18 protein-coding genes and 1 riboswitch are annotated in these 20,958 nt (G+C 38.5%); of the genes, 3 read left to right on the top strand and 15 right to left on the bottom strand.

Annotation, left to right across the window (positions count from 1 at the left end; genetic code table 11):
* The first annotated feature begins 179 nt into the window (after positions 1–179).
* Entirely contained in the window at positions 180–1,724 is a 1,545-nt protein-coding gene (gene pruA / locus DEX24_RS13805; RefSeq protein WP_109307002.1) for an L-glutamate gamma-semialdehyde dehydrogenase, read from the top strand.
* A 56-nt stretch (positions 1,725–1,780) separates the two neighbouring features.
* Here pruA and DEX24_RS13800 read toward each other — a convergent pair whose 3' ends face one another.
* Complete coding sequence (locus DEX24_RS13800) at positions 1,781–2,347, bottom strand: alpha/beta hydrolase (protein ID WP_246131388.1); 567 nt, start codon at positions 2,345–2,347, stop codon at positions 1,781–1,783.
* Positions 2,348–2,387: 40 nt separating this feature from the next.
* Here DEX24_RS13800 and DEX24_RS13795 point away from each other — a divergent pair, with 40 nt between their 5' ends.
* Complete coding sequence (locus DEX24_RS13795) at positions 2,388–3,335, top strand: VOC family protein (RefSeq protein ID WP_109307001.1); 948 nt, start codon at positions 2,388–2,390, stop codon at positions 3,333–3,335.
* Between the two features lie 417 nt (positions 3,336–3,752).
* Here DEX24_RS13795 and sufB read toward each other — a convergent pair whose 3' ends face one another.
* From sufB to gltB, 7 genes are all read right to left on the bottom strand, one after another.
* Positions 3,753–5,150: a Fe-S cluster assembly protein SufB gene (gene sufB, locus DEX24_RS13790; protein WP_109307000.1), complete on the bottom strand. Its 1,398-nt coding sequence runs from the start codon at positions 5,148–5,150 to the stop codon at positions 3,753–3,755.
* Positions 5,151–5,200: 50 nt separating this feature from the next.
* Positions 5,201–5,635, bottom strand: coding sequence for a Fe-S cluster assembly sulfur transfer protein SufU (gene sufU / locus DEX24_RS13785; protein ID WP_281288179.1), 435 nt, complete (start codon positions 5,633–5,635; stop codon positions 5,201–5,203).
* Positions 5,622–6,848: a cysteine desulfurase gene (locus DEX24_RS13780; RefSeq protein ID WP_109306998.1), complete on the bottom strand. Its 1,227-nt coding sequence runs from the start codon at positions 6,846–6,848 to the stop codon at positions 5,622–5,624. Before DEX24_RS13780 ends, sufU begins: the two co-directional genes overlap by 14 nt.
* Positions 6,848–8,149 carry a Fe-S cluster assembly protein SufD gene (gene sufD / locus DEX24_RS13775; RefSeq protein ID WP_109306997.1) on the bottom strand — a complete coding sequence of 434 codons (1,302 nt, stop codon included), beginning with the start codon at positions 8,147–8,149 and terminating at the stop codon, positions 6,848–6,850. Before sufD ends, DEX24_RS13780 begins: the two co-directional genes overlap by 1 nt.
* 19 nt (positions 8,150–8,168) lie before the next feature.
* Positions 8,169–8,948 (bottom strand): Fe-S cluster assembly ATPase SufC, encoded by a 780-nt coding sequence (gene sufC, locus DEX24_RS13770; RefSeq protein ID WP_109306996.1) that lies wholly within the window; start codon positions 8,946–8,948, stop codon positions 8,169–8,171.
* Between the two features lie 342 nt (positions 8,949–9,290).
* Positions 9,291–10,769, bottom strand: a complete 1,479-nt coding sequence (locus tag DEX24_RS13765; protein ID WP_109306995.1) for a glutamate synthase subunit beta — start codon at positions 10,767–10,769, stop codon at positions 9,291–9,293.
* 25 nt (positions 10,770–10,794) lie between these two features.
* Entirely contained in the window at positions 10,795–15,291 is a 4,497-nt protein-coding gene (gene gltB / locus DEX24_RS13760; protein WP_109306994.1) for a glutamate synthase large subunit, read from the bottom strand.
* 109 nt (positions 15,292–15,400) lie between these two features.
* Here gltB and gltC point away from each other — a divergent pair, with 109 nt between their 5' ends.
* On the top strand, positions 15,401–16,303 hold the full coding sequence (gene gltC, locus DEX24_RS13755; RefSeq protein ID WP_109306993.1) for a glutamate biosynthesis transcriptional regulator GltC: 903 nt from the start codon (positions 15,401–15,403) through the stop codon (positions 16,301–16,303).
* A gap of 98 nt (positions 16,304–16,401) precedes the next feature.
* On the opposite strand, the gene DEX24_RS13750 is transcribed toward gltC, so the two are convergent.
* The 7 genes from DEX24_RS13750 to DEX24_RS13720 form a co-directional block, all read right to left on the bottom strand.
* Positions 16,402–17,238, bottom strand: a complete 837-nt coding sequence (locus DEX24_RS13750) for a MetQ/NlpA family ABC transporter substrate-binding protein (protein ID WP_109306992.1) — start codon at positions 17,236–17,238, stop codon at positions 16,402–16,404.
* A 47-nt stretch (positions 17,239–17,285) separates the two neighbouring features.
* Complete coding sequence (locus DEX24_RS13745) at positions 17,286–17,960, bottom strand: methionine ABC transporter permease (protein ID WP_109306991.1); 675 nt, start codon at positions 17,958–17,960, stop codon at positions 17,286–17,288.
* Positions 17,953–18,978, bottom strand: coding sequence for a methionine ABC transporter ATP-binding protein (locus DEX24_RS13740; protein ID WP_109306990.1), 1,026 nt, complete (start codon positions 18,976–18,978; stop codon positions 17,953–17,955). Before DEX24_RS13740 ends, DEX24_RS13745 begins: the two co-directional genes overlap by 8 nt.
* Positions 18,979–19,073: 95 nt before the next feature.
* Positions 19,074–19,177, bottom strand: a riboswitch (SAM riboswitch).
* Positions 19,178–19,233: 56 nt separating this feature from the next.
* Positions 19,234–19,542, bottom strand: a complete 309-nt coding sequence (locus DEX24_RS13735) for a thioredoxin family protein (RefSeq protein WP_109306989.1) — start codon at positions 19,540–19,542, stop codon at positions 19,234–19,236.
* 6 nt (positions 19,543–19,548) lie between these two features.
* Complete coding sequence (locus DEX24_RS13730; protein WP_109306988.1) at positions 19,549–19,899, bottom strand: toprim domain-containing protein; 351 nt, start codon at positions 19,897–19,899, stop codon at positions 19,549–19,551.
* 213 nt (positions 19,900–20,112) lie between these two features.
* On the bottom strand, positions 20,113–20,493 hold the full coding sequence (gene gcvH / locus DEX24_RS13725; RefSeq protein ID WP_109306987.1) for a glycine cleavage system protein GcvH: 381 nt from the start codon (positions 20,491–20,493) through the stop codon (positions 20,113–20,115).
* Positions 20,494–20,577: 84 nt separating this feature from the next.
* Entirely contained in the window at positions 20,578–20,940 is a 363-nt protein-coding gene (locus DEX24_RS13720; RefSeq protein WP_109306986.1) for an arsenate reductase family protein, read from the bottom strand.
* Positions 20,941–20,958: the final 18 nt, after the last annotated feature.

Here is a 20,958-nt window from a genome sequence, read left to right as displayed (position 1 = left end):
TACCTTACATCTTGTTTTTTTGAAATATGATGTCTTATTTTAGCAAACGCTTACAAAATTTTATTCAAATTTTCAGATTTCACTTGTGTTATGCAAAAATATATTGCATTATTAGTTATGTACTAAAATATTACATGCCAAATTATTTGGCACATACTTATTATTAGGAGGCACACACAATGATTCCATACCAAACTGAACCACTAACTGATTTTTCACTAGAGGAAAATCGTAAACTATACAAAGAGGCACTTGCCAAAGCTCAGCAAGAACTAGGGCAGGACTATCCACTAATTATTGGTGGAGAACGTATTACGACCAACGATAAAATTGTATCCTATAACCCAGCAAACAAAACCGAGATAATTGGTTCTGTGTCAAAAGCCAATCAAGAATTAGCTGAACAAGCAATGCAAGCTGCAGATAGTACTTTTAATACTTGGAAAAACGTAGATCCAGCTGTACGCGCTGATATCATTTTCAAATTAGCTGCCATTGTTAAACGCCGTAAATTTGAATTCAATGCTTGGTTAACACTAGAATCAGGTAAACCGTGGGTTGAAGCGGATGCAGATACTGCCGAAGCGATTGATTTCTTCGAATATTATGCACGCCAAATGCTTGAATTAGCTGCAGGTAAACCAGTTGTTTCTCGTCCAGGCGAATTCAATCGCTTCGGTTATATTCCACTAGGTGTTGGTGTCATTATTTCTCCTTGGAATTTCCCATTCGCTATTATGGCTGGTACTGCAATCGCAGCAGCCGTGACAGGAAACACCGTACTACTAAAACCAGCTTCTACTACACCCGTTATCGCATATAAATTTATGGAAGCATTAGAAGAAGCAGGATTGCCGGCTGGTGTCGTAAACTATATTCCAGGTTCTGGTGCTGAAGTAGGCGATTATTTAGTCGACCATGCACGCACTCGTTTCGTATCATTCACAGGTTCACGTGACGTAGGACTTCGTATCAACGAACGTGCCGCTAAAGTCAATCCAGGTCAAATTTGGATCAAACGCGTCATCGCTGAAATGGGTGGTAAAGATACGATTGTTGTCGATGCAGAAGCAGACCATGAACTAGCTGCACAAGCAATTGTGAAGTCGGCATTTGGTTTTTCTGGTCAAAAGTGTTCTGCTTGTTCACGTGTCATCGTAGTAGACTCCGCATACGATAAAGTATTGAATCGCGTAGTTGAATTAACGAAGGAATTAACGATTGGTGATCCGACTAATCCAGATAATTTCATGGCAACAGTCATCGATGCTGCTGCTTTCAAAAAAGTAACTTCTTACTTTGATATTGCAAAAGAAGAAGGACGAATTGCTGTCGGAGGGACCGCAGATGACTCGAAAGGGTACTTCGTAAACCCAACAGTCGTTGCCGATGTGGCACCAAAATCACGTGTCATGCAAGAAGAAATTTTTGGACCAATTGTTGCATTTTGCAAAGCATCTGATTTCGATGAAGCAATCGCTATTGCAAACAATACAGAGTACGGCTTAACAGGTGCTGTGATTACAACTAATCCATTGCACATCGAACAAGCCCGACGCGACTTCTTTGTTGGTAACCTTTACTTCAACCGTGGCTGCACAGGTGCTATCGTAGGCTATCAACCCTTCGGTGGTTACAATATGTCAGGTACTTGCTCTAAAGCTGGTGGTCCTGATTACTTAACACTTCATATGCAATCTAAAACAACATCTGAAACATTCTAAAAATAGCTAAAAGCAGCTAAACCCCTTTCGGGTTTAGCTGCTTTTTTGATTTTCTTCTATTGTATTACTTGTTGTAGATAATCGATTTCAGCATTTGTTATTTCATGCCCACCATCTATTAATTTTAATGTTGTTTGTGGAAAATATTCAGCCAGCTGTTTTGATAGCTTCATCACATCACCTGGAACTGCTAATCCATCCATAGCACCCGTCGTCATAATAATTTCACTATTCGATGTCCCTGCAAATGTATAACCTAAATTTGATGGATGCAGTAGTAAAATGCGTTTCGCAAGATCCGGTCTTTTTTCTAAAATACCTAAAATAAAGTTTGCACCATTTGAATAACCAATGAATATACTATTTTCTATAGCAAGTTTATCCCACTGTGCTAAAAATAGGTCTACACGTTTTTCAAAATCTTGACGATCTAATTGACCATCCTTTAGCCGTTTGAAAAAACGACGTTCCACTCCTTCACCAACATCTCCTATAAAAGAAATGATACCTGCTTCAGGATTAAGATCTCCAGCAATTTGCAAAAGACTAAACTCATTGCCACCTGTACCATGGAAAAGTACGAAATTTTCACTTTTCATGCTTTCTATGCTAAAATAATTCACAATTACATCACTCCAAATTTTATTATAAAGGTTGTGCATTATGACAAGTCCACTAATCCACCATGTCTCTGTTATTAATCGAGACAGCAAAGCTTCATTTGAATTTTATCATACATTACTAGGTTTAGATTTTTTATTAAAAACGGTCAATCAAGATGATTTGGAAATGTATCACTTATTTTTTGGTGATACAACGGGGCGTCCTGGTACAGAATTTAGTGTCTTCGAGATGAAATCAGGCACTCAAAAAAAATATGGTACAAATTCGTTGGAACGCACAATTTTTGCCGTACCTAGCGAAGAATCTCTTCTTTTTTGGGAAAAAAGACTACGTCAAGCTGACGTGTTTAATTGTGAGATTGAAGAATATCATAACACGAAAATTTTACGATTTGAAGATGCAGATGGTGTTTTACTTGGTTTACAACCTGTTGCTAAAGAGATTACTGAAAAATACTATCCTCTTATAAGTGACGAAATTCCTGAAGACCATGCCATTTTTGGTATTCAGGCTGTTCATTGTCGTGTACGCTATTCAAAGGCGTCCACACAGTCTTTTAAAGAGATTTTTGATTTAGAGGTAATTGATATTTTTGAAGATCAACATCACACGGTAACCGTATTATCAAAAGCAGATGCACTTTTTGGACAACAGTTACATTTAGTAGAAGATCGCTTGCGTAATCTGGAAGAAATGGGTAGTGGTGCGATACAACATATTGCCTTGAATGCCACAAATGAAAATCAGCTACTCGCTATTGAAAAGAAAATTCTGCGTAAAAACTTTCATTATTCCGGCATTAAAAATCGTGAGTTCTTTAAATCTTTATATTATCGCGAACCAAATAGTTTATTAATAGAGGTCGCAACCGAACAAACTAATTTTACAAAACAATCACTAACTTCTACAAATTTTGACGAATTGCCGCTCTTTCTCCCACCCTTTTTAGAAAGTCGCCGTAGCTTTATCGAAAGTAAACTGATTTAGTACTACAACTTATACTATTGAAAACCGTGGTGAAATCACCAACTGAAAAATGGCTCTTGGTCAATTATTAAGGAGAATGACATTGAATTTTTAATGTCATTCTCCTTTTTTCATTTAGCCCAGATGTAAACCAACTTCTCTATACATTACTAGTAATAAAATTTTCGCTCTAAATCGTTCTAAAAAGCCATTTGAAGTATAGAAGATTTGGTGAACCTGTGCTTTTTTCTACCTATCTTAGGTAAATTCATCATGATTTACAAAATGACGAGGATTGCTTACTATTTGTCAGCGGAAAGCTTTCGCTATTTCTACATATCTAAAATAGGAGTTTTTTCGATGCCCCAACATATATAATAAAACTAAAACCCCTCCACAGCAGTAACTGTGGAGGGGTTTTAGTTTTAACTATTCAGATTATCCGATTGAACCTTCCATTTCAAATTTGATTAGACGGTTCATTTCTACGGCATATTCCATTGGTAATTCTTTTGTAAATGGTTCGATGAAGCCCATAACGATCATTTCAGTAGCTTCTTGTTCAGAAACACCACGACTCATTAGGTAGAATAATTGTTCTTCAGATACTTTAGAAACTTTTGCTTCATGTTCTAAAGAGATTTGATCATTCATTACTTCATTGTATGGAATCGTATCCGATGTCGATTCGTTATCCATAATTAATGTATCACATTCGATATTTGCACGAGCATTAAGTGCTTTTTTACCGAATTTAACTTCGCCACGGTAAGTTACATTACCACCGTGTTTAGAAATTGATTTTGATACAATTGTTGAAGATGTGTTTGGTGCTAAGTGAGTCATTTTTGCACCAGTATCTTGGTTTTGACCACGACCAGCAATGGCAATTGACAATGTAAGACCACGAGCGCCTTCACCTTTAAGGATACAAGCTGGATATTTCATTGTTAATTTAGAACCGATATTACCATCAATCCACTCCATAGTAGCATTGGCATCGCATACAGCACGTTTAGTAACAAGATTGTAGACGTTGTTTGCCCAGTTTTGGATTGTTGTGTAACGGCAGTACGCATCTTTTTTGATGATAATTTCTACGACTGCTGAGTGAAGGGAGCTCGATGTGTAAACAGGAGCCGTACAACCTTCAACATAGTGAACAGAAGCGCCTTCGTCAACGATGATTAACGTACGTTCGAATTGACCCATATTTTCAGAGTTAATGCGGAAGTATGCTTGTAACGGTGTATCTAATTTTACGCCTTTTGGTACGTAAATGAATGAACCACCAGACCATACTGCTGAATTAAGTGCTGAGAATTTATTATCCGTATTTGGAATTGTTTTACCAAAGTACTCACGGAATAAATCTTCATTTTCTTTTAGAGCTGAGTCAGTATCTTTAAAGATTACACCCATATCCTCAAGTTCAACTTTCATATTGTGGTAGACAACTTCTGATTCGTACTGTGCAGAAACACCTGCAAGGTATTTTTGTTCAGCTTCAGGAATACCAAGTTTATCAAATGTTGCTTTGATTTCTTCAGGTACTTCATCCCAAGATTTTTGAGTTCCTTCAGATGGTTTTACATAATACGTAATTTCATCAAAGTTTAAACCTGATAGATCTCCACCCCATTGTGGCATTGGTTTTGAATAGAATATCTCAAGTGATTTTAGACGATAATCTAACATCCACTGTGGTTCTTTTTTCATTTGAGAAATTTCTTTCACGATCGCTGGAGTTAGTCCACGTTCTGTACGGAAAATAGACACATCTTTATCATGGAAACCAAACTCATAATCGCTTATTTCTGGCATATTTTTAGCCATCATTTCTCCTCCGTTCTTCGCTTAGTTTTTAGTGCAAGCTCTAGTGAAAACTAGCCTTCTTTGTTAATACCTTTTTCCATCGCTTTCCAAGCAAGTGTTGCACATTTGATACGTGCTGGGAATTGAGCTACACCCGAAAGTGCTTCAATATCACCAAGGTCCATATCTTCATCATGCTCTTGGCCTAGCATCATTTCAGAGAATGTTTGAGCAAACGCTAACGCTTCCTCAGTTGTTTTCCCTTTAATCAGTTGCGTCATCATTGAAGCAGAAGACATAGAAATAGAACAGCCTTCTCCTTCAAATTTCGCATCTGTTACGATGTTGTCATCCACTTGTAAAGTGAGATGGATTCGGTCACCACATGTAGGGTTATTCATATCGATTGCTACGTTTGAGCCTTCGAGCTGACCTTTATTACGCGGTTTTTTATAATGGTCCATAATTACTGAACGATATAGTTGATCTAAATTAGACATTTGCAAAATACTCCTTCGCAAAGCGCACGCCTTCTGCTAACTTGTCGATATCTTCTTCGTTATTATAAACGTAGAAGCTTGCACGGGCAGTTGCTACACAGCTTAACCACTTCATTAATGGTTGAGCACAATGATGTCCTGCACGAACAGCAATCCCTCTGCTATCAAGAGCAGTTGCTAAATCATGTGGATGAACATCATCGATATTAAATGTCGCTAAACCGGTACGTGCTAAAGGATCTTGAGGACCGTAAATTGTCAGTCCTTCGATGCTTGAAAGATTTTCAAATGTATATTGAGATAATTTATGCTCATGAGCAAGAATATTATCCATACCAATATCAGTTAAAAAGTCGATTGCTGCACCAAGACCAATTGCACCGGCAATAACCGGTGTACCCGCTTCGAATTTCGCGGGAAGATCAGCCCAAGTTGAATCCTGTAGACCTACAAAGTTAATCATTTCACCGCCAAATTCGACTGGCTCCATGTTTAGAAGATGCTCTTTTTTACCATATAATACACCAATTCCAGTCGGTCCGCACATTTTATGTCCTGAGAATGCTAAGAAATCACAATCTAAATCTTGTACATCCGTCGTCATATGTGGAACACCCTGGGCGCCATCGACTACCATCACTGCACCATGCTGGTGAGCAATTTTAGCGATGTCTTTGATTGCGTTGATTGTACCTAAGACATTGGAAGCATATGTGACAGAAACGATTTTCGTACGATCTGTGATCGCTGCTTTTATCGCTGCCATTGATAATGTTCCATCTGCTTCCATATCGATATATTTCAAAGTGGCATTCGTTGCTTTAGCAAGCTGCTGCCATGGGATCAAATTGGAGTGATGTTCCATATAGGTGATAACAATCTCATCACCTTCACTCACATTTGCACGACCATAGCTTGAAGCGACCATGTTTAAACCAGCAGTTGTACCACGTGTGAATATAATTTCTTCCGTTGACTTCGCATTGATGAATTTACGCACTTTTTCGCGCGCTCCTTCATAGTCATCCGTCGCACGATTACCGAGTGTATGAACACCGCGGTGAACGTTTGAGTTATCAAATTCATAATACTTCTTAAGCGCTTCAATTACTTGAATTGGCTTTTGAGATGTAGCCGCGCTGTCTAAGTAGACAAGTGGGTTACCATTAATCTCTTGGTTTAAAATTGGAAAATAGCTACGTATGTCGTCTTTGATCATTATTTAACTTTCCTTTCGATGACCTCGACTAGTTGTTTACGTACGCTAGCAATTGGAAGCTTACTTACAACTGGTTCAAGGAATCCGTGGATTACAAGACGTTCTGCATTTTCGCGTGAAATACCGCGGCTCATTAGGTAGTAAAGTTGTAGTTGATCTACGCGACCTACTGAAGCAGCGTGTCCTGCTGTTACATCATCTTCTTCGATTAATAAGATTGGGTTGGCATCGCCACGAGCCGTTTCAGAAAGCATAAGAATACGTGATTCTTGCTCTGCATTTGCTTTCGTTGCGCCATGTTCAATTTTACCAATTCCGTTGAAGATCGCACGAGATGAATCTTTCATTACTGCATGCGTTAAAATTTGACCGTCTGAAGATTTACCCCAGTTACGAACTTCAGTTGTGAAGTTTTGACTTTGCTTACCGCGACCAACAACAACTGATTTTGCATCAGCTGAAGAACCGTCACCGCGTAAGTGCGTAATATGTTCAGAAATTGTATCGCCATCATTCATAAGGCCAAGAGCCCAATCAAGTGATGCGTCACGTTTTGTTTCGCCTCGGCGATTCACGTAAGTAGTGAAACCTTCAGCTAAAGTATCAACAGCACCAAATGTTACTTTTGCGCCATCGTTGACGATTACTTCTTCAACGATGTTTGCTAAACCTTTAGCAGCACCAATTGATAAATAATTTTCAACGTATGTTACTTCAGAGAAATTATCAGCTACGATTAATACGTGGTTGAATAATGAAGTATCTTCATGATCTGTAAAGAATACAGCTTGAATTGGCTCAACAACCTTCACTTCTTTTGGTACATAGACGAATAAACCACCGTTTACTAATGCTGTATGCAATGCAGTTAGTTTATGTTCGTCCACTTCTACTGCTTCCGTCATAAAGTATTTTTGTACTAAATCACTGTGTTCTTGTACGGCTGTAAATAGATCCGTAACAATAACACCTTGTGCTTTTAGTTCATCTGATACTTTTAAATAAGCAGCTGTGTTGTTATGTTGGATATAAAGTGTTTGTTGTGTTTCTTCAACAATTGCTTGTACTTCTGCAGGTAGCTCTGTTAAAGAAGTCACCACTTTACCTTCAACATTCAATTGTGGGAAATCGAAAAAGTTCCAAGATCTCACATTTGTTTTATCAGGTTTTATCATATCTAATGTTTCTACGTTTGCAAGAGCACGTTCACGAAGCTCAGTCAACCACTGTGGTTCATTATGGGCTTTTGAGAAAGAGCGTACATCTTGAGCGCTAATCGCTAATTTTGTTTCAACCGTCATGGTTTGCTCGTCCTCCTTTTTATGCCTCAGTAATTTCTTCTGCGTCTTCGATACCTAGTTCTTGCTTGATCCAGTCATAACCTTCTGCTTCTAAACGTTGTGCTAATTCAGAACCACCAGATTTAACTACTTTACCTTGCATCATTACGTGAACATAGTCAGGTGTGATGTAATTTAATAGGCGTTGGTAATGCGTAATCATTAAGCAACCAAAACCTTCTCCGCGCATTTCGTTGATGCCTTTAGAAACAACTTTTAATGCATCAATATCAAGACCTGAGTCAATTTCGTCTAAAACAGCGAATTTTGGTTTGATCATTGTTAATTGTAAAATTTCGTTACGTTTCTTTTCCCCACCTGAGAAGCCTTCATTTAAATAACGTTGACCCATTTCTTCAGGCATTTCTAAGAAGTCCATTTTTTTATCTAATTCGCGGATGAATTTCATGATTGAAATTTCATCGCCTTCTTCACGACGAGCATTGATTGCTGAGCGTAAGAAGTCTGCGTTTGTAACACCAGAAATTTCTGATGGGTATTGCATAGCAAGGAATAGACCCGCTTTAGCGCGTTCGTCTACTTCCATTTCAAGTACATCTTCACCATCAAGTGTAATAGAACCCGAAGTGACAATGTATTTTGGGTGACCCATGATAGCTGACGCTAAAGTTGATTTACCTGTACCGTTTGGTCCCATAATTGCATGGATTTCGTTCGTATTTAGTGTTAAATTAACACCTTTTAAAATCTCTTTGTCTTCAATTGAGACATGAAGATCCTTAATTACTAAAGTTGACATTCAATTACCTCCGTCTAATTATTCGAATGGTTTCCCATTTCTAATTTAATATCATTCTAATCTTAACTCAAATAAAATTCATAAGCAACTCATTTGATATTCATTATCATCTCAATAAAAATTCTTTCACTACGCTAGATGAAGTCATTCCTCCCATTGTCGTTCTCACTGCAAGGACATTTTCATTAACATTTTCTAATTGAGAATAGTTTTCACACTTGAAATAGTAAAAACCGAATAAATGATAGCTAGCTTTACGAACCTCATTTATTAATAATAACAATTTTTACAGAAAAAAAAAGGCTAAATGAGAAAATTCTCATATAGCCTGTCATTTTTTTACTATGCAAGAGCTTTTATATTTTTTTCTTCCAAAAATCCATGCACTTGAGCAGCTACTTCTCTACCTTCTCTAATTGCCCATACGATAAGGCTTTGCCCACGTCTTGCATCACCCGCTGCAAAAACACCTGCCGTATTTGTTTCATAATTTTTCATCGTCGCATATAATCGATTATTTAACACTTTGACACCAAAGTGTTCACCAATCGATTGTTCAACACCATCAAAACCAATTGCAACAAACACAAAATCTACCGGCCATACTTTTTCTGTACCTGGTACTTCCTCGAAATAGATATACCCTTCATCATTGGTGATTTTGTCCATTTGAATCGTGTGTAATTCCTTCAATTTACCATTGCTACTCGCAACAATTTTTGTCGTTTGAATGCAATACTCCCTTGGATCACTACCGAATTTGGCTGCTGCTTCTTCATACGCATAATCCAATTTATAGACCTGTGGATCCGCGGGCCATGGTTGATCTGCTGCACGTTTTTTTGGCAAGGCTGGATGCTTACCAAATTGATGTACTGATTTGGCACCTTGACGAAGCGCTGTAGCTACACAATCCGCACCCGTATCACCACCACCAATAACAATAATATGTTTATTTTTTGTATTGATTGGTGCCGTTACACCATCCAATAAGCTTTGGGTTGTGCCGTTTAAATAATCCATCGCGGGTATGACACCTTGTGCATCGCTACCTTCCATATGCAGAACACGCTGAACAGTTGAACCAACACATAAAATAATCGCATCATACGTTTCTTTTAGTTGAGCATGTGTAATATCTTTACCCACCTCTGTATTTAATAAGAAGGTAATGCCCTCTTCAGCCAATAAATCGACGCGACGTTTAACAATATATTTATCCAGTTTCATATTAGGAATGCCATACATTAATAGACCACCTGCACGATCAGCACGCTCTAAAACCGTCACACGATGTCCTTGTTGGTTTAGTTGATCGGCAGCTGCTAATCCAGCCGGACCCGATCCGACTACGGCTACACGATAATTTGAGCGTGTTTTAGGGATACGTGCCGTTATCCAACCATTTTCAAATCCTTTGTCAATAATCGACCGTTCAATACTTTTAATAGCTACCGCTGGATCACTAATCGCTAAAGTACATGAACCTTCACAAGGCGCCGGGCAAACTCGACCAGTAAATTCCGGGAAATTATTCGTCATTTGAAGACGTTGTAACGCCTCTTTCCATTGCCCTTTATAGACAAGATCATTCCACTCTGGAATCACATTTTGAATCGGACAACCCGCGGCCATACCTCGTATTTCAATACCCATATGACAAAATGGTGTACCACAATCCATGCAACGAGCCCCTTGCTTCGATAGCTCTTCATCTTCTAAGCGTGAAGTGTACTCGCCGAAATCCTTCAATCTTTGAAGCGGTGGTTGTTCCTTCCCCTTCTGCCTTTTAAAATCCATAAATCCAGTTGCTTTACCCATTTGGAACCCCTCCATATCGTTTGAATTACTTCGCTGTTTCCACTAGGAACGCTTTCATAGAAGCTTCATCTGCTGACAAACCTTGTTTTTCAAATTCTTCTATCTTCACTAACATTGTTTGATAATGCCCAGGAATTACTTTGATAAACTGCTGCTTATACGTCTGCCAATTTTCCAAAATAGTTGCTGCTTTTGTACTTTCAGTAAACAAGTAATGTTCTTCTATTAAATGGTGCAGTAACGCTTCATCTTGTTTTGTCAGTTGCTCTTCAAAACCAATCATTTCCATATTACAAGAAGCTTTAAAGTGCTGCTCGTCGCTTGGCAACACATACGCTACGCCACCCGACATACCCGCTCCAAAGTTCTTACCCACCTCACCTAACACAACAATATTGCCACCTGTCATATATTCACAACCATGATCACCAATGCCTTCTACGACAATATTAGCACCCGAATTACGTACTGCAAATCGATTGCCCGCGCGACCATTTATGAAGGCTTTACCACTTGTTGCACCATATAAACAAACGTTACCGGCGATAATATTATGTTCTTCTTTCCCTTTTATAGGGGCATTAGCAATCACTTTACCGCCTGACAAGCCTTTACCAAAGTAATCGTTCACGTCACCATCAACAAACAGCGTCATTCCTTTTGGTATGAATGCTCCAAAACTTTGGCCAGCTGAACCTGTGAAACGTAGCTTAATCGTATCTTCCTTCAAGCCCACTTCACCGTAACGTTTCGAAATTTCACTACCAATTATCGTACCTACAACGCGATCCGTATTGCGAATTGTTGTTGATACTTCAACAGGTGACTGCGTTTGTATAGCATAGTCAACTTTTCTCAATAATTCTCGTCTATCTAACGAGTCATCTAATTTGTGATCTTGCTGTATTTGCTTCGTTTTTTGTCCATCTACTTGATAAAGTAATTTCGATAAATCTAATTGACTAGCTTTCCAATGTTGTTGTGCTCTGGTAGATACTTCGAGCACCTCCGTATGACCGACCATTTCTTCAAATGTTCTGAAACCAAGCTTCGCCATATACTCACGTACTTCTTCGGCAATAAATAACATAAAATTAACGATATGCTGAGGGTCACCTGTGAACTTATCTCGCAATGCAGGATTTTGAGTTGCAATCCCTACTGGGCAAGTATCCAAATGACAGGCACGCATCATAACGCAACCAAGGACAACAAGTGGTGCTGTTGCAAAGCCAAACTCCTCTGCGCCAAACAACGCTGCCATCACAACATCTTTCCCCGTCATTAACTTGCCATCTGTTTCCAGCGTGACACGATCACGTAGCTTATTGAGCATCAGCGTTTGATGTGCCTCCGCCAAGCCAAGTTCCCATGGTAGACCCGTATGTTTAATACTTGTTTTTGGCGATGCCCCTGTGCCGCCATCATACCCGCTGATGACGATGACATCTGCCGCTCCTTTCGCTACGCCGGATGCGATTGTACCAACCCCTGCTTTTGCTACAAGTTTGACGCTAATTCGCGCTGCTGGATTCGCATTTTTTAAATCATGAATTAACTCTGCCATATCTTCAATCGAATAAATATCATGATGTGGTGGCGGCGATATTAACCCTACGCCCGTCGTGGCCCCCCGAACATTCGCTACCCATGGGTATACTTTATTGCCCGGTAATTGACCACCTTCTCCTGGTTTTGCACCCTGTGCCATTTTAATTTGCAGTTCTTCTGCATTCACTAAATAATGCGATTTCACACCAAAGCGACCAGAAGCAATTTGCTTAATGGCACTTCTACGCCAATCACCATTGTCATCTTTTACAAAGCGTGCAGCATCTTCCCCACCTTCACCTGAGTTACTACGAGCACCTAGTCGATTCATCGCAATTGCTAACGCCTCATGCGCTTCTTTTGATATGGAACCAAATGACATAGCCCCTGTTTTAAAACGCTTGGCAATCGAATGTGCCGATTCTACTTCTTCAAGTGGTACCGCCTGTCTTTTCTTATTAAATGTCAGTAAATTACGTAAAAAACCGATTCTTTCTTCATTAGCCATCTCCGCATACTGATGATATAAACCAAAATCATTTTTACGCGCAGCCCATTGCAGTGTATGGATTGTTTTTGGGTTAAAGGCATGATGTTCTCCATTGGCACGCCATTGGAAATCACTTCCGGCTAGTAAACCATCTGTTTGTAAAGCTATGCCCTCGTCAAAACGTTTTTGTGCCTCTAGTTGAATTGTTGCTAAATTAATCCCACCAAGTTGAGATGCTGTACCTGTAAAATGGGCATCGATTACTTGTTGTGAAATACCAACTGCTTCGAAAATCTGAGCACCTCTGTAACTTTGAACAGTTGAAATACCCATTTTAGCCATTACTTTAACGATGCCTTGTGCTATAGCATGACGGTATCGTTTATCGGCTTCATCAACTGAATAGCTTATATAATTCGCATCAATTGCTTCTTCAATTGTTGCATATGCTATATATGGATAAATCGCATCGACACCAAAGCCGATTAATGCTGCAAAATGATGTACTTCCCGCACTTCAGCACTTTCTACAATGATACTTATTTTTGTACGGCTACCTTGACGCACAAAATGTTGATGTAAGCTACTCGCTACAAGTAGCATCGGAATCATTGCAGTCATTTCGTCAGTCCTTTGACGATCAGATAAAATGATTAGCTCAACGCCATCTTGTAAAGCTCCATCAGCTTGCTGAGCAATCATTTTCAAAGCACTATCTAAATCTTCAGACATTTCAACGTATAATGTACGTGACTTGAATTGTTGTTGTCCTGTTATTTGATGCATCTCTGACGTCGTCAAAATAGGTGAGTCTAGTTGAATTCTTCTGCTATTTTTCTCACTCGGATGAAGAAGATCTCCTTCCGCACCAAGCATCGTCATCGTAGATGTTACAATATGTTCACGAATCGAGTCGATTGGAGGATTTGTTACCTGTGCAAAGAGTTGTTTAAAATAGACAAATAATGACTGCGGTCTATCAGACAATACAGCTAATGGTGAATCATTCCCCATTGAACCTAATGGATCTTTGCCTTCTTCTACAATTGGCACGATATATTTATGCACATCTTCAAATGTGTACCCATTGATTTTTTGTACGCTGAGTAAATTGTCGATTATGACTTTTGGTTCTTTTTGTAGCGCTAATGTCATCCTATTTTTTTCTAACCACGCTGCGTAAGGTTGAGCAGTTGCCACTTCATGTTTCAAATCATCATCAGCAATAATCTTCCCTTGCTCTAAATCGATTAACAACATTTTACCTGGGCTTAAAGAATCTTTATATGCTACATCTTTTTCGTCGATATCAACGACACCTGTTTCAGAAGAAAAAATCATATAATCATCTTTTGTTACATAGTAACGCGCTGGACGTAAACCATTACGATCTAAAATTGCACCAATTTGTTTACCATCAGTAAAGCAAATTGCAGTTGGCCCATCCCATGGCTCCATCAGCGAACTTTGGTAGTTGTAAAAAGCTTTCTTATCAGGAGAAATATGAGGATTTTCAGTCCATGGCTCTGGAATCATCATCATCGCTGCTTCGGCCGGTGTGCGACCTGCTAGGACGAAAAATTCAAAAGCATTGTCTAAAATTGAAGAATCACTACCCGACTGGTCAATGATTGGCAACAGCTTTTGAAGATCCTCACCAAATGCTTGCGAGACAAATTGTTGCTCCCTCGCGTTCATCCAATTCACATTACCACGCAGCGTATTAATTTCACCATTATGGATAATATAGCGGTTTGGGTGTGCACGCTCCCATGAGGGAAATGTATTCGTACTATAACGAGAATGCACCATTGAAAAGGCTGATGTGAATGTTTTACTTTGTAAATCTTTATAGAATATTGCTACTTCCTGCGGTGTAAGTAAGCCTTTGAAAACCATTGTTTCACTCGACATACTTGCGCAATAGAATGTTTTTTGTTGTTGTTTTGCCCAGTGCTCTGCTTGCTTGCGAATAATATAAAGTTTTCGTTCGAAATGTAAGGAATCCGTGACATTTTTTGCTGCAATAAATACTTGTCGAACTGTGGGTGCAGTTGCTCTAGCTGTTTCACTCAAAGAAGATGAATCAACAGGCACAGTTCTCCATCCTAGTAAAACCTGTCCCGCATCAACAATTAATTCATTCATTTTCATTTCAATTTCTTCGCGTTGCTGCTCATCTTCATCAAAAAATAGCATACCGACACCATATTGACCTTTGACAGGTAATGTAAATTCTGTTAGTTGCTCACGTAGAAATGTATCTGGGAGTTGTACCATCAAACCCGAACCATCCCCGGTTTGCCCATCACTACCACGTCCTGCACGGTGATCTAAGCGACATAACATCTCTAGTCCCTTCACGACAATGTCATGTGTTGCTACCCCTTTTAAGTTCACGTATAAACCAATCCCACACGCGTCATGCTCGTATTCTGGAGCATACAATCCTTGTTTTTTTGGAAAATTTTTAAATGTCATGAAAATTCCTCCCCTGTGTTTACTTATTTTAAATTCACAAATCAATACAAACAATATATACTTTATATATAATCAATCTAGATATTAGATGAATAGGGGATGACTTCATATGGAATTAAGGCAACTACGCTATTTCGTGGCTGTTGCAGAACGCGAACATATTTCAGAAGCAGCCGAATCTTTACATGTTGCACAATCAGCTGTCAGCAGACAAATCGCTAATTTAGAGTCCGAGCTCGGTACGGATTTATTTGAGCGCGTCGGTAGAAATGTTAAACTGACACCGATAGGTCGCGTCTTCTTAGAACATTCATTAATTGCTTTAGAGGCAATCGATTTTGCTACAAAACAAATTGATGAATACTTAGATCCCGAACAAGGTACGATAAAAATCGGCTTTCCGACAAGCTTGGCCAGCTTTCTATTACCAACTGTTATCTCTGCTTTTAAAAAAGAGCATCCAAACGTTAAATTTAATCTACGCCAAGGTTCTTACCGTTATTTAATTAACGCCGTGAAGACAAGAGAATTAAATCTAGCATTTTTAGGTCCTGTACCGAAAAATGACGAATTAATTTCAACTAAAATACTATTCACTGAGGGGATATCTGCCCTATTACCAGCATCTCATCCCTTAGCCGATAGAAAAAACATCATGTTGTCCGACCTAAGAAATGAACCTTTTGTACTTTTCCCTGACGGTTATATACTAAACAAAGTCGCAGTTGACGCCTGTAAATCTGTCGGTTTTACACCCCAAATCAGTTCTGTCGGAGAAGATATGGATGCACTAAAAGGTTTAGTAGCTGCAGGAATAGGTGTCACACTTCTTCCTGAAAGTGCCTTTTATGATGCCACACCACGACGTACGGTACGTTTAGCATTAGAATCGCCCACCTTCACTCGAAATGTTGGTATAATCTACCCGATTAATCGTGACCTTGCTCCTTCAGAAAACATTTTCATGGATTTCGTAGGAGAATTTTTCTCACGCTTAACTCAATTCAAATAAAACTTCCATTTAAATATAAAAAACCGCGAAATATTGATTTCGCGGTTTTTTTGTACTACCTATATCTACCTATTATGATTCATTATGTTGAATAGATTTTATTTATTGACTGGAACGACTGAACCTGCCCACTCCGTATTAATGTAATCTTGGATTTCTTTAGAATGAAGAACTTTTAACAAAGCAACGATTGCTTTACTATTTTCATCCCCTTTACGAACTGCTACTACGTTCACATATGGTGATTCGGCATCTTCAAGAGTAATAGCATCCTCAGTTGGTGTTAAACCAGCATCAATTGCATAGTTTGAGTTGATGACTACTGCATCGCCCTCTTCGTTTTTGTACATTTGCACTAACATTTCAGGTGCTGTTTTCGTATCAATTTTAAGCTCTCTTGGATTTGATTCAATGTCTTTTACAGTTGCTTCAGATTTATTAATTCCTTTTTTAAGCGTAATCAAGCCTTTTGTTTCTAATAATTGTAAAATACGTCCTTGGTCAGATACTGAGTTTGAAATGATAATTGTCGCACCTTTTGGAAGTTCATCAAGCGACTTATATTTTTTAGAATAAATACCGATTGGTTCGATATGAACGCCACCTGCATTAATAAAATCATAATCATTGTCTTTAATTTGCGACTCTAAGTAAGGAATATGTTGGAAGAAGTTAGCATCTAATTCTTTTGATGCTAAATCTTTATTTGGTAATACATAGTCTTGGTATGTCTCAATTTCTAAATCGATTCCCTCTTTTGCTAAAATCGGTTTTGCTTTTTCAAGAATTTTTGCATGAGGTACATTTGAAGCACCAATTTTAAGTGTTGTTTCTTTTGAATCTCCAGCTTGATCATCTTTCGAACCACATGCTGCTAAACTTAATACGAGGGCAGCTGTCACTAAACCTGCCGCTAATTTTTTAGAAAATTTCATGAATTTTTTCCCCATTTCAATTATTTTTTAATGTTGTCCTATTCTCACTATCGTTTATCGATTTTTGTAGTAATTGTATCCCCTATGAATTGGAAGATGAATACAATGATTAGAACAAATACCGTTGCTACAAATGTTACATCATTATGCGATCTTTGAAAGCCATCTATGAACGCTAAATCACCAAGACCACCTGCTCCAATAATACCAGCCATCGCGGTATAACCTATCAAGGCTACAGAAGTAACCGTTATACCTGAAATAAGCGCCGGTAACGACTCTGGAATCAGTACTTTTCTAATAATCGTACCTGTTGTTGCGCCCATTGAGCGCGCCGCTTCGATAACCCCTTTATCAATTTCTCTTAGCGCAATCAATACCATACGTGCATAAAATGGTGCTGCACCAATAATCAACGCTGGTAACGCAGCATTTGGACCACGTATCGATCCCATAATAAAGCTCGTGAATGGAATCAGTAGTATAACTAAAATGATAAATGGAATCGAACGGAATATATTAACAAGTGCACCTGTTAAAAAATTGACAATTTTATTTGCCCATAGTTGATGTGGTGCACTGAGAAACAATAGAATCCCTAATGCTAAGCCAATGATAAAAGTAAGCACTGTTGAAATAGCAGTCATATATAGTGTTTCAACAATTGCTTCCCACATTCTTTGCCAATCTACATGTGGAAATAACCCTTGTTCTTCAGTCATGTGAGATCACCTCCGACTTAATACCTTGTGCAGCTAAATAGTTTACTGCTTTTTCAACGTCATCATCCACACCATTTATTTGAACGATTAAAGTGCCATATGCGCCGCTTTTCGTCGGTGAAATATTACCATCAATAATATTAACTTCTACATTAAACTTGCGGATCAGTTGCGTAATCACTGGTCGCTCCGTTGCAGTACCCACAAAGAATAATTTAATCAGCTTACCATCCGGAAATTGTTCTTGCATCTGTTTGATGGATTCTTTTTGACCAGATGTTTCAATAACCTGTTGCACAAACTTTTGCGTAACGGCGGCTTTCGGTGACTCAAAAACTTGTAAAACGTCTCCTTCTTCGACAATTTTACCTTCTTCCATTACCGCCACACGATTACAGATTTTACGAATAACATGCATTTCATGCGTGATCAAAATGATAGTAATATTCAGTCTTTCGTTAATGCTGACAAGTAAATCTAAAATAGCATCGGTTGTCTCAGGATCCAAAGCCGATGTCGCTTCATCACATAAAAGCACTTCCGGCTCATTGGCCAATGCTCTAGCGATACCAACACGTTGTTTTTGACCACCTGATAATTGTGATGGATATGATTTTTCACGCCCTTGCAGCCCAACTAGTTCAATCAATTCAGCTACCTTCACTTGACGCTGCTCTTTTTTCACACCTGCCACTTCAAGAGTGAAGGCAATATTTTCTTCTACTGTCCGAGACCATAATAAGTTAAAATGTTGGAATACCATACTAACCTTATGGCGTGCAGCACGAAGTTTTGCACCTTTTATTTCTGTAATATTCGCACCATTGACGATAATCGAACCTGAGGTTGGTTTTTCTAAACCATTGAATAGGCGAATCATCGTACTTTTACCTGCTCCACTATAGCCGATAATTCCATAAATCTCGCCATCATTTATAGATAAACTGACATTATCAACAGCAGTGAGCGTTCCATTTGCAGTGTTAAACTGCTTCGTCACTTTATCCAACTGAATCATTATTTCCCCACCTTACTGTTTCTTTTTACGTAAAAAACCCTTCCGTCATTGAGTGACAGAAGGGTTTAATCATACGCAAAATATGACAAACCGTTCTCTCATCTCCCAAGGCTAAACCTTGTGTGATTTGGCACCATTTCACAAATGTGATGGTTGCCGGGCTTCGTAGGGCACTTCCCTCCACCGCTCTAAATAAGAGTAACGACTTTATTTAATTAGTTATTGAAAATACTTTACCACTCGGATATGTTAACGTCAATAGTTTTTTGATAAAACATCGAATAAATGCGGTACGGATTGAAAGGCATATATTTTTTCCTTCACTTCTCCCCCCTGTGTGATGATCAAACAAGGAACACTTTCAATTTCATAATCAAAAGCTAATTGCTCCATATAATTGAGGTTTGCTTTACCAATCGGCAAATCAGTCATCACTTGCTCCGTCACTTCCATCATTCGTGATGCTACCTGACAAGTTCCACACATTGGCGTGTATAAATAAAATGCTGTCTTTTCTTTTTCAGCGACTTCTTTCTCCCACTGTCTACGCGTCCATTCTTTCATATCATGTCATCCCTTACCTAATAAATATCCTTCTTTAACAGCAAATTCTGCATCTTGTAATACTTTTGCTAAATACCGTCTTGGCGTACGCTCTACCTCACCGTACACCGACTGTGTATATAAATGATTAGATTCTGGAAAATGACGCTTAAATACCTTTCTAAGCTGTTGCCCTGCCCTATCAGAATCAAAGAATGCATACACCTCACAGTATTCATATGGTTGCAATAATTCCTCTAAACGACTCTGACTAAATGTACCATTTGTACAAACAATCTCGATTGGTTCAGCAAAAATCGGCAATAACTGTAACTTATCTTGCCGACCTTCTACAATAATCACTTTTTCGGTTATCATAGGGCATCCCTCCACTAGTCAAATCACTCATTTAACAAGTTTATGCTGTTATTCTATTTATACCATATTTCGTTGATTTTCTTAAACTTATTGATTGTAAAGAATATGTAAATAAGAACATACTTTGCTGTAGATCACATTTCATGATACGAAGAAAAATAATCTACATAAAAAAGCCACCCGCTAGGAGTGGCTTGAAAAAGACTAGAGCAATTACTCTGCTACTACGCCTTCGTATTGTGCTGCTGTTAATAATGCTTGAATTTGTGATTCGTCAGATAGTTCTACTTCAACCATCCATGCTTTTTCATAAGGTGACTCATTGACGAATTCTGGGCTATCTTCTAAATCTTCATTTACTGCCACTACTTTACCTGATACAGGTGCATATAATTCAGAAACCGTTTTTACAGACTCGACACTACCGAATGGCTCAGCAATTTTTAACTCATCCCCTACTGCTGGTAATTCAACAAAAACAATGTCGCCTAACTCTGATTGTGCAAATTCAGTAATACCGATACGGACTGTACCGTTTTCTTGAAGAACCCACTCGTGATCTTCTGAATAGCGTAAATTAGTTGGAATACTCATATTTATTAACCCCTCCATGAAATATGTTATGTATAGTCATTTCAACTATAGTGTTACATATTTTCAATGCAAAGACAAGTTTAATTAGCTATTTTTCCAATTATCAATAAAGTCTTGTTCTTTAAAGCCCAAAGTAACTTTTTTTCCGTCAAATACAATAGGTCTTTTGATTAACATACCATCTGAAACAAGCACGTCAAGCTGTTCGTCGTCTGACATCTCATCTAATTTATCTTTTAAAGCAAGTTCTCGATACTTCATACCCGACGTATTAAAAAACTTCTTCAAAGGTAGACCACTTGCTTGATAAATAGTCGTCATTTCTTCCTTATTTGGTGTTTCTTTTACGATATCTCTCGCCTCGATATCTACCCCTTCAGATTTCAACCAAGATAGTGCTTTTTTACATGATGTACAATTTGGATAGTGGTAAACCTGAACTGTCATATTTAGTCGCTCCAATCT

This window comes from Kurthia sibirica (assembly GCF_003143975.1).
Taxonomy (GTDB): domain Bacteria; phylum Bacillota; class Bacilli; order Bacillales_A; family Planococcaceae; genus Kurthia; species Kurthia sibirica.
The sequence above is the reverse complement of the archived record's forward strand: the minus strand, read 5'-3'. Positions and strand labels throughout refer to the sequence as shown.

Bases quoted from the DNA above. Each gene is read 5' to 3' on its own strand.
- pruA (WP_109307002.1), top strand. From the start codon at position 180: ATGATTCCATACCAAACTGAACCACTAACTGATTTTTCACTAGAGGAA.
- DEX24_RS13795 (WP_109307001.1), top strand. From the start codon at position 2,388: ATGACAAGTCCACTAATCCACCATGTCTCTGTTATTAATCGAGACAGC.
- sufB (WP_109307000.1), bottom strand. From the start codon at position 5,150: ATGGCTAAAAATATGCCAGAAATAAGCGATTATGAGTTTGGTTTCCAT.
- DEX24_RS13780 (WP_109306998.1), bottom strand. From the start codon at position 6,848: ATGATCAAAGACGACATACGTAGCTATTTTCCAATTTTAAACCAAGAG.
- sufD (WP_109306997.1), bottom strand. From the start codon at position 8,149: ATGACGGTTGAAACAAAATTAGCGATTAGCGCTCAAGATGTACGCTCT.
- sufC (WP_109306996.1), bottom strand. From the start codon at position 8,948: ATGTCAACTTTAGTAATTAAGGATCTTCATGTCTCAATTGAAGACAAA.
- DEX24_RS13765 (WP_109306995.1), bottom strand. From the start codon at position 10,769: ATGGGTAAAGCAACTGGATTTATGGATTTTAAAAGGCAGAAGGGGAAG.
- gltB (WP_109306994.1), bottom strand. From the start codon at position 15,291: ATGACATTTAAAAATTTTCCAAAAAAACAAGGATTGTATGCTCCAGAA.
- gltC (WP_109306993.1), top strand. From the start codon at position 15,401: ATGGAATTAAGGCAACTACGCTATTTCGTGGCTGTTGCAGAACGCGAA.
- DEX24_RS13750 (WP_109306992.1), bottom strand. From the start codon at position 17,238: ATGAAATTTTCTAAAAAATTAGCGGCAGGTTTAGTGACAGCTGCCCTC.
- DEX24_RS13745 (WP_109306991.1), bottom strand. From the start codon at position 17,960: ATGACTGAAGAACAAGGGTTATTTCCACATGTAGATTGGCAAAGAATG.
- DEX24_RS13740 (WP_109306990.1), bottom strand. From the start codon at position 18,978: ATGATTCAGTTGGATAAAGTGACGAAGCAGTTTAACACTGCAAATGGA.
- DEX24_RS13735 (WP_109306989.1), bottom strand. From the start codon at position 19,542: ATGAAAGAATGGACGCGTAGACAGTGGGAGAAAGAAGTCGCTGAAAAA.
- DEX24_RS13730 (WP_109306988.1), bottom strand. From the start codon at position 19,899: ATGATAACCGAAAAAGTGATTATTGTAGAAGGTCGGCAAGATAAGTTA.
- gcvH (WP_109306987.1), bottom strand. From the start codon at position 20,493: ATGAGTATTCCAACTAATTTACGCTATTCAGAAGATCACGAGTGGGTT.
- DEX24_RS13720 (WP_109306986.1), bottom strand. From the start codon at position 20,940: ATGACAGTTCAGGTTTACCACTATCCAAATTGTACATCATGTAAAAAA.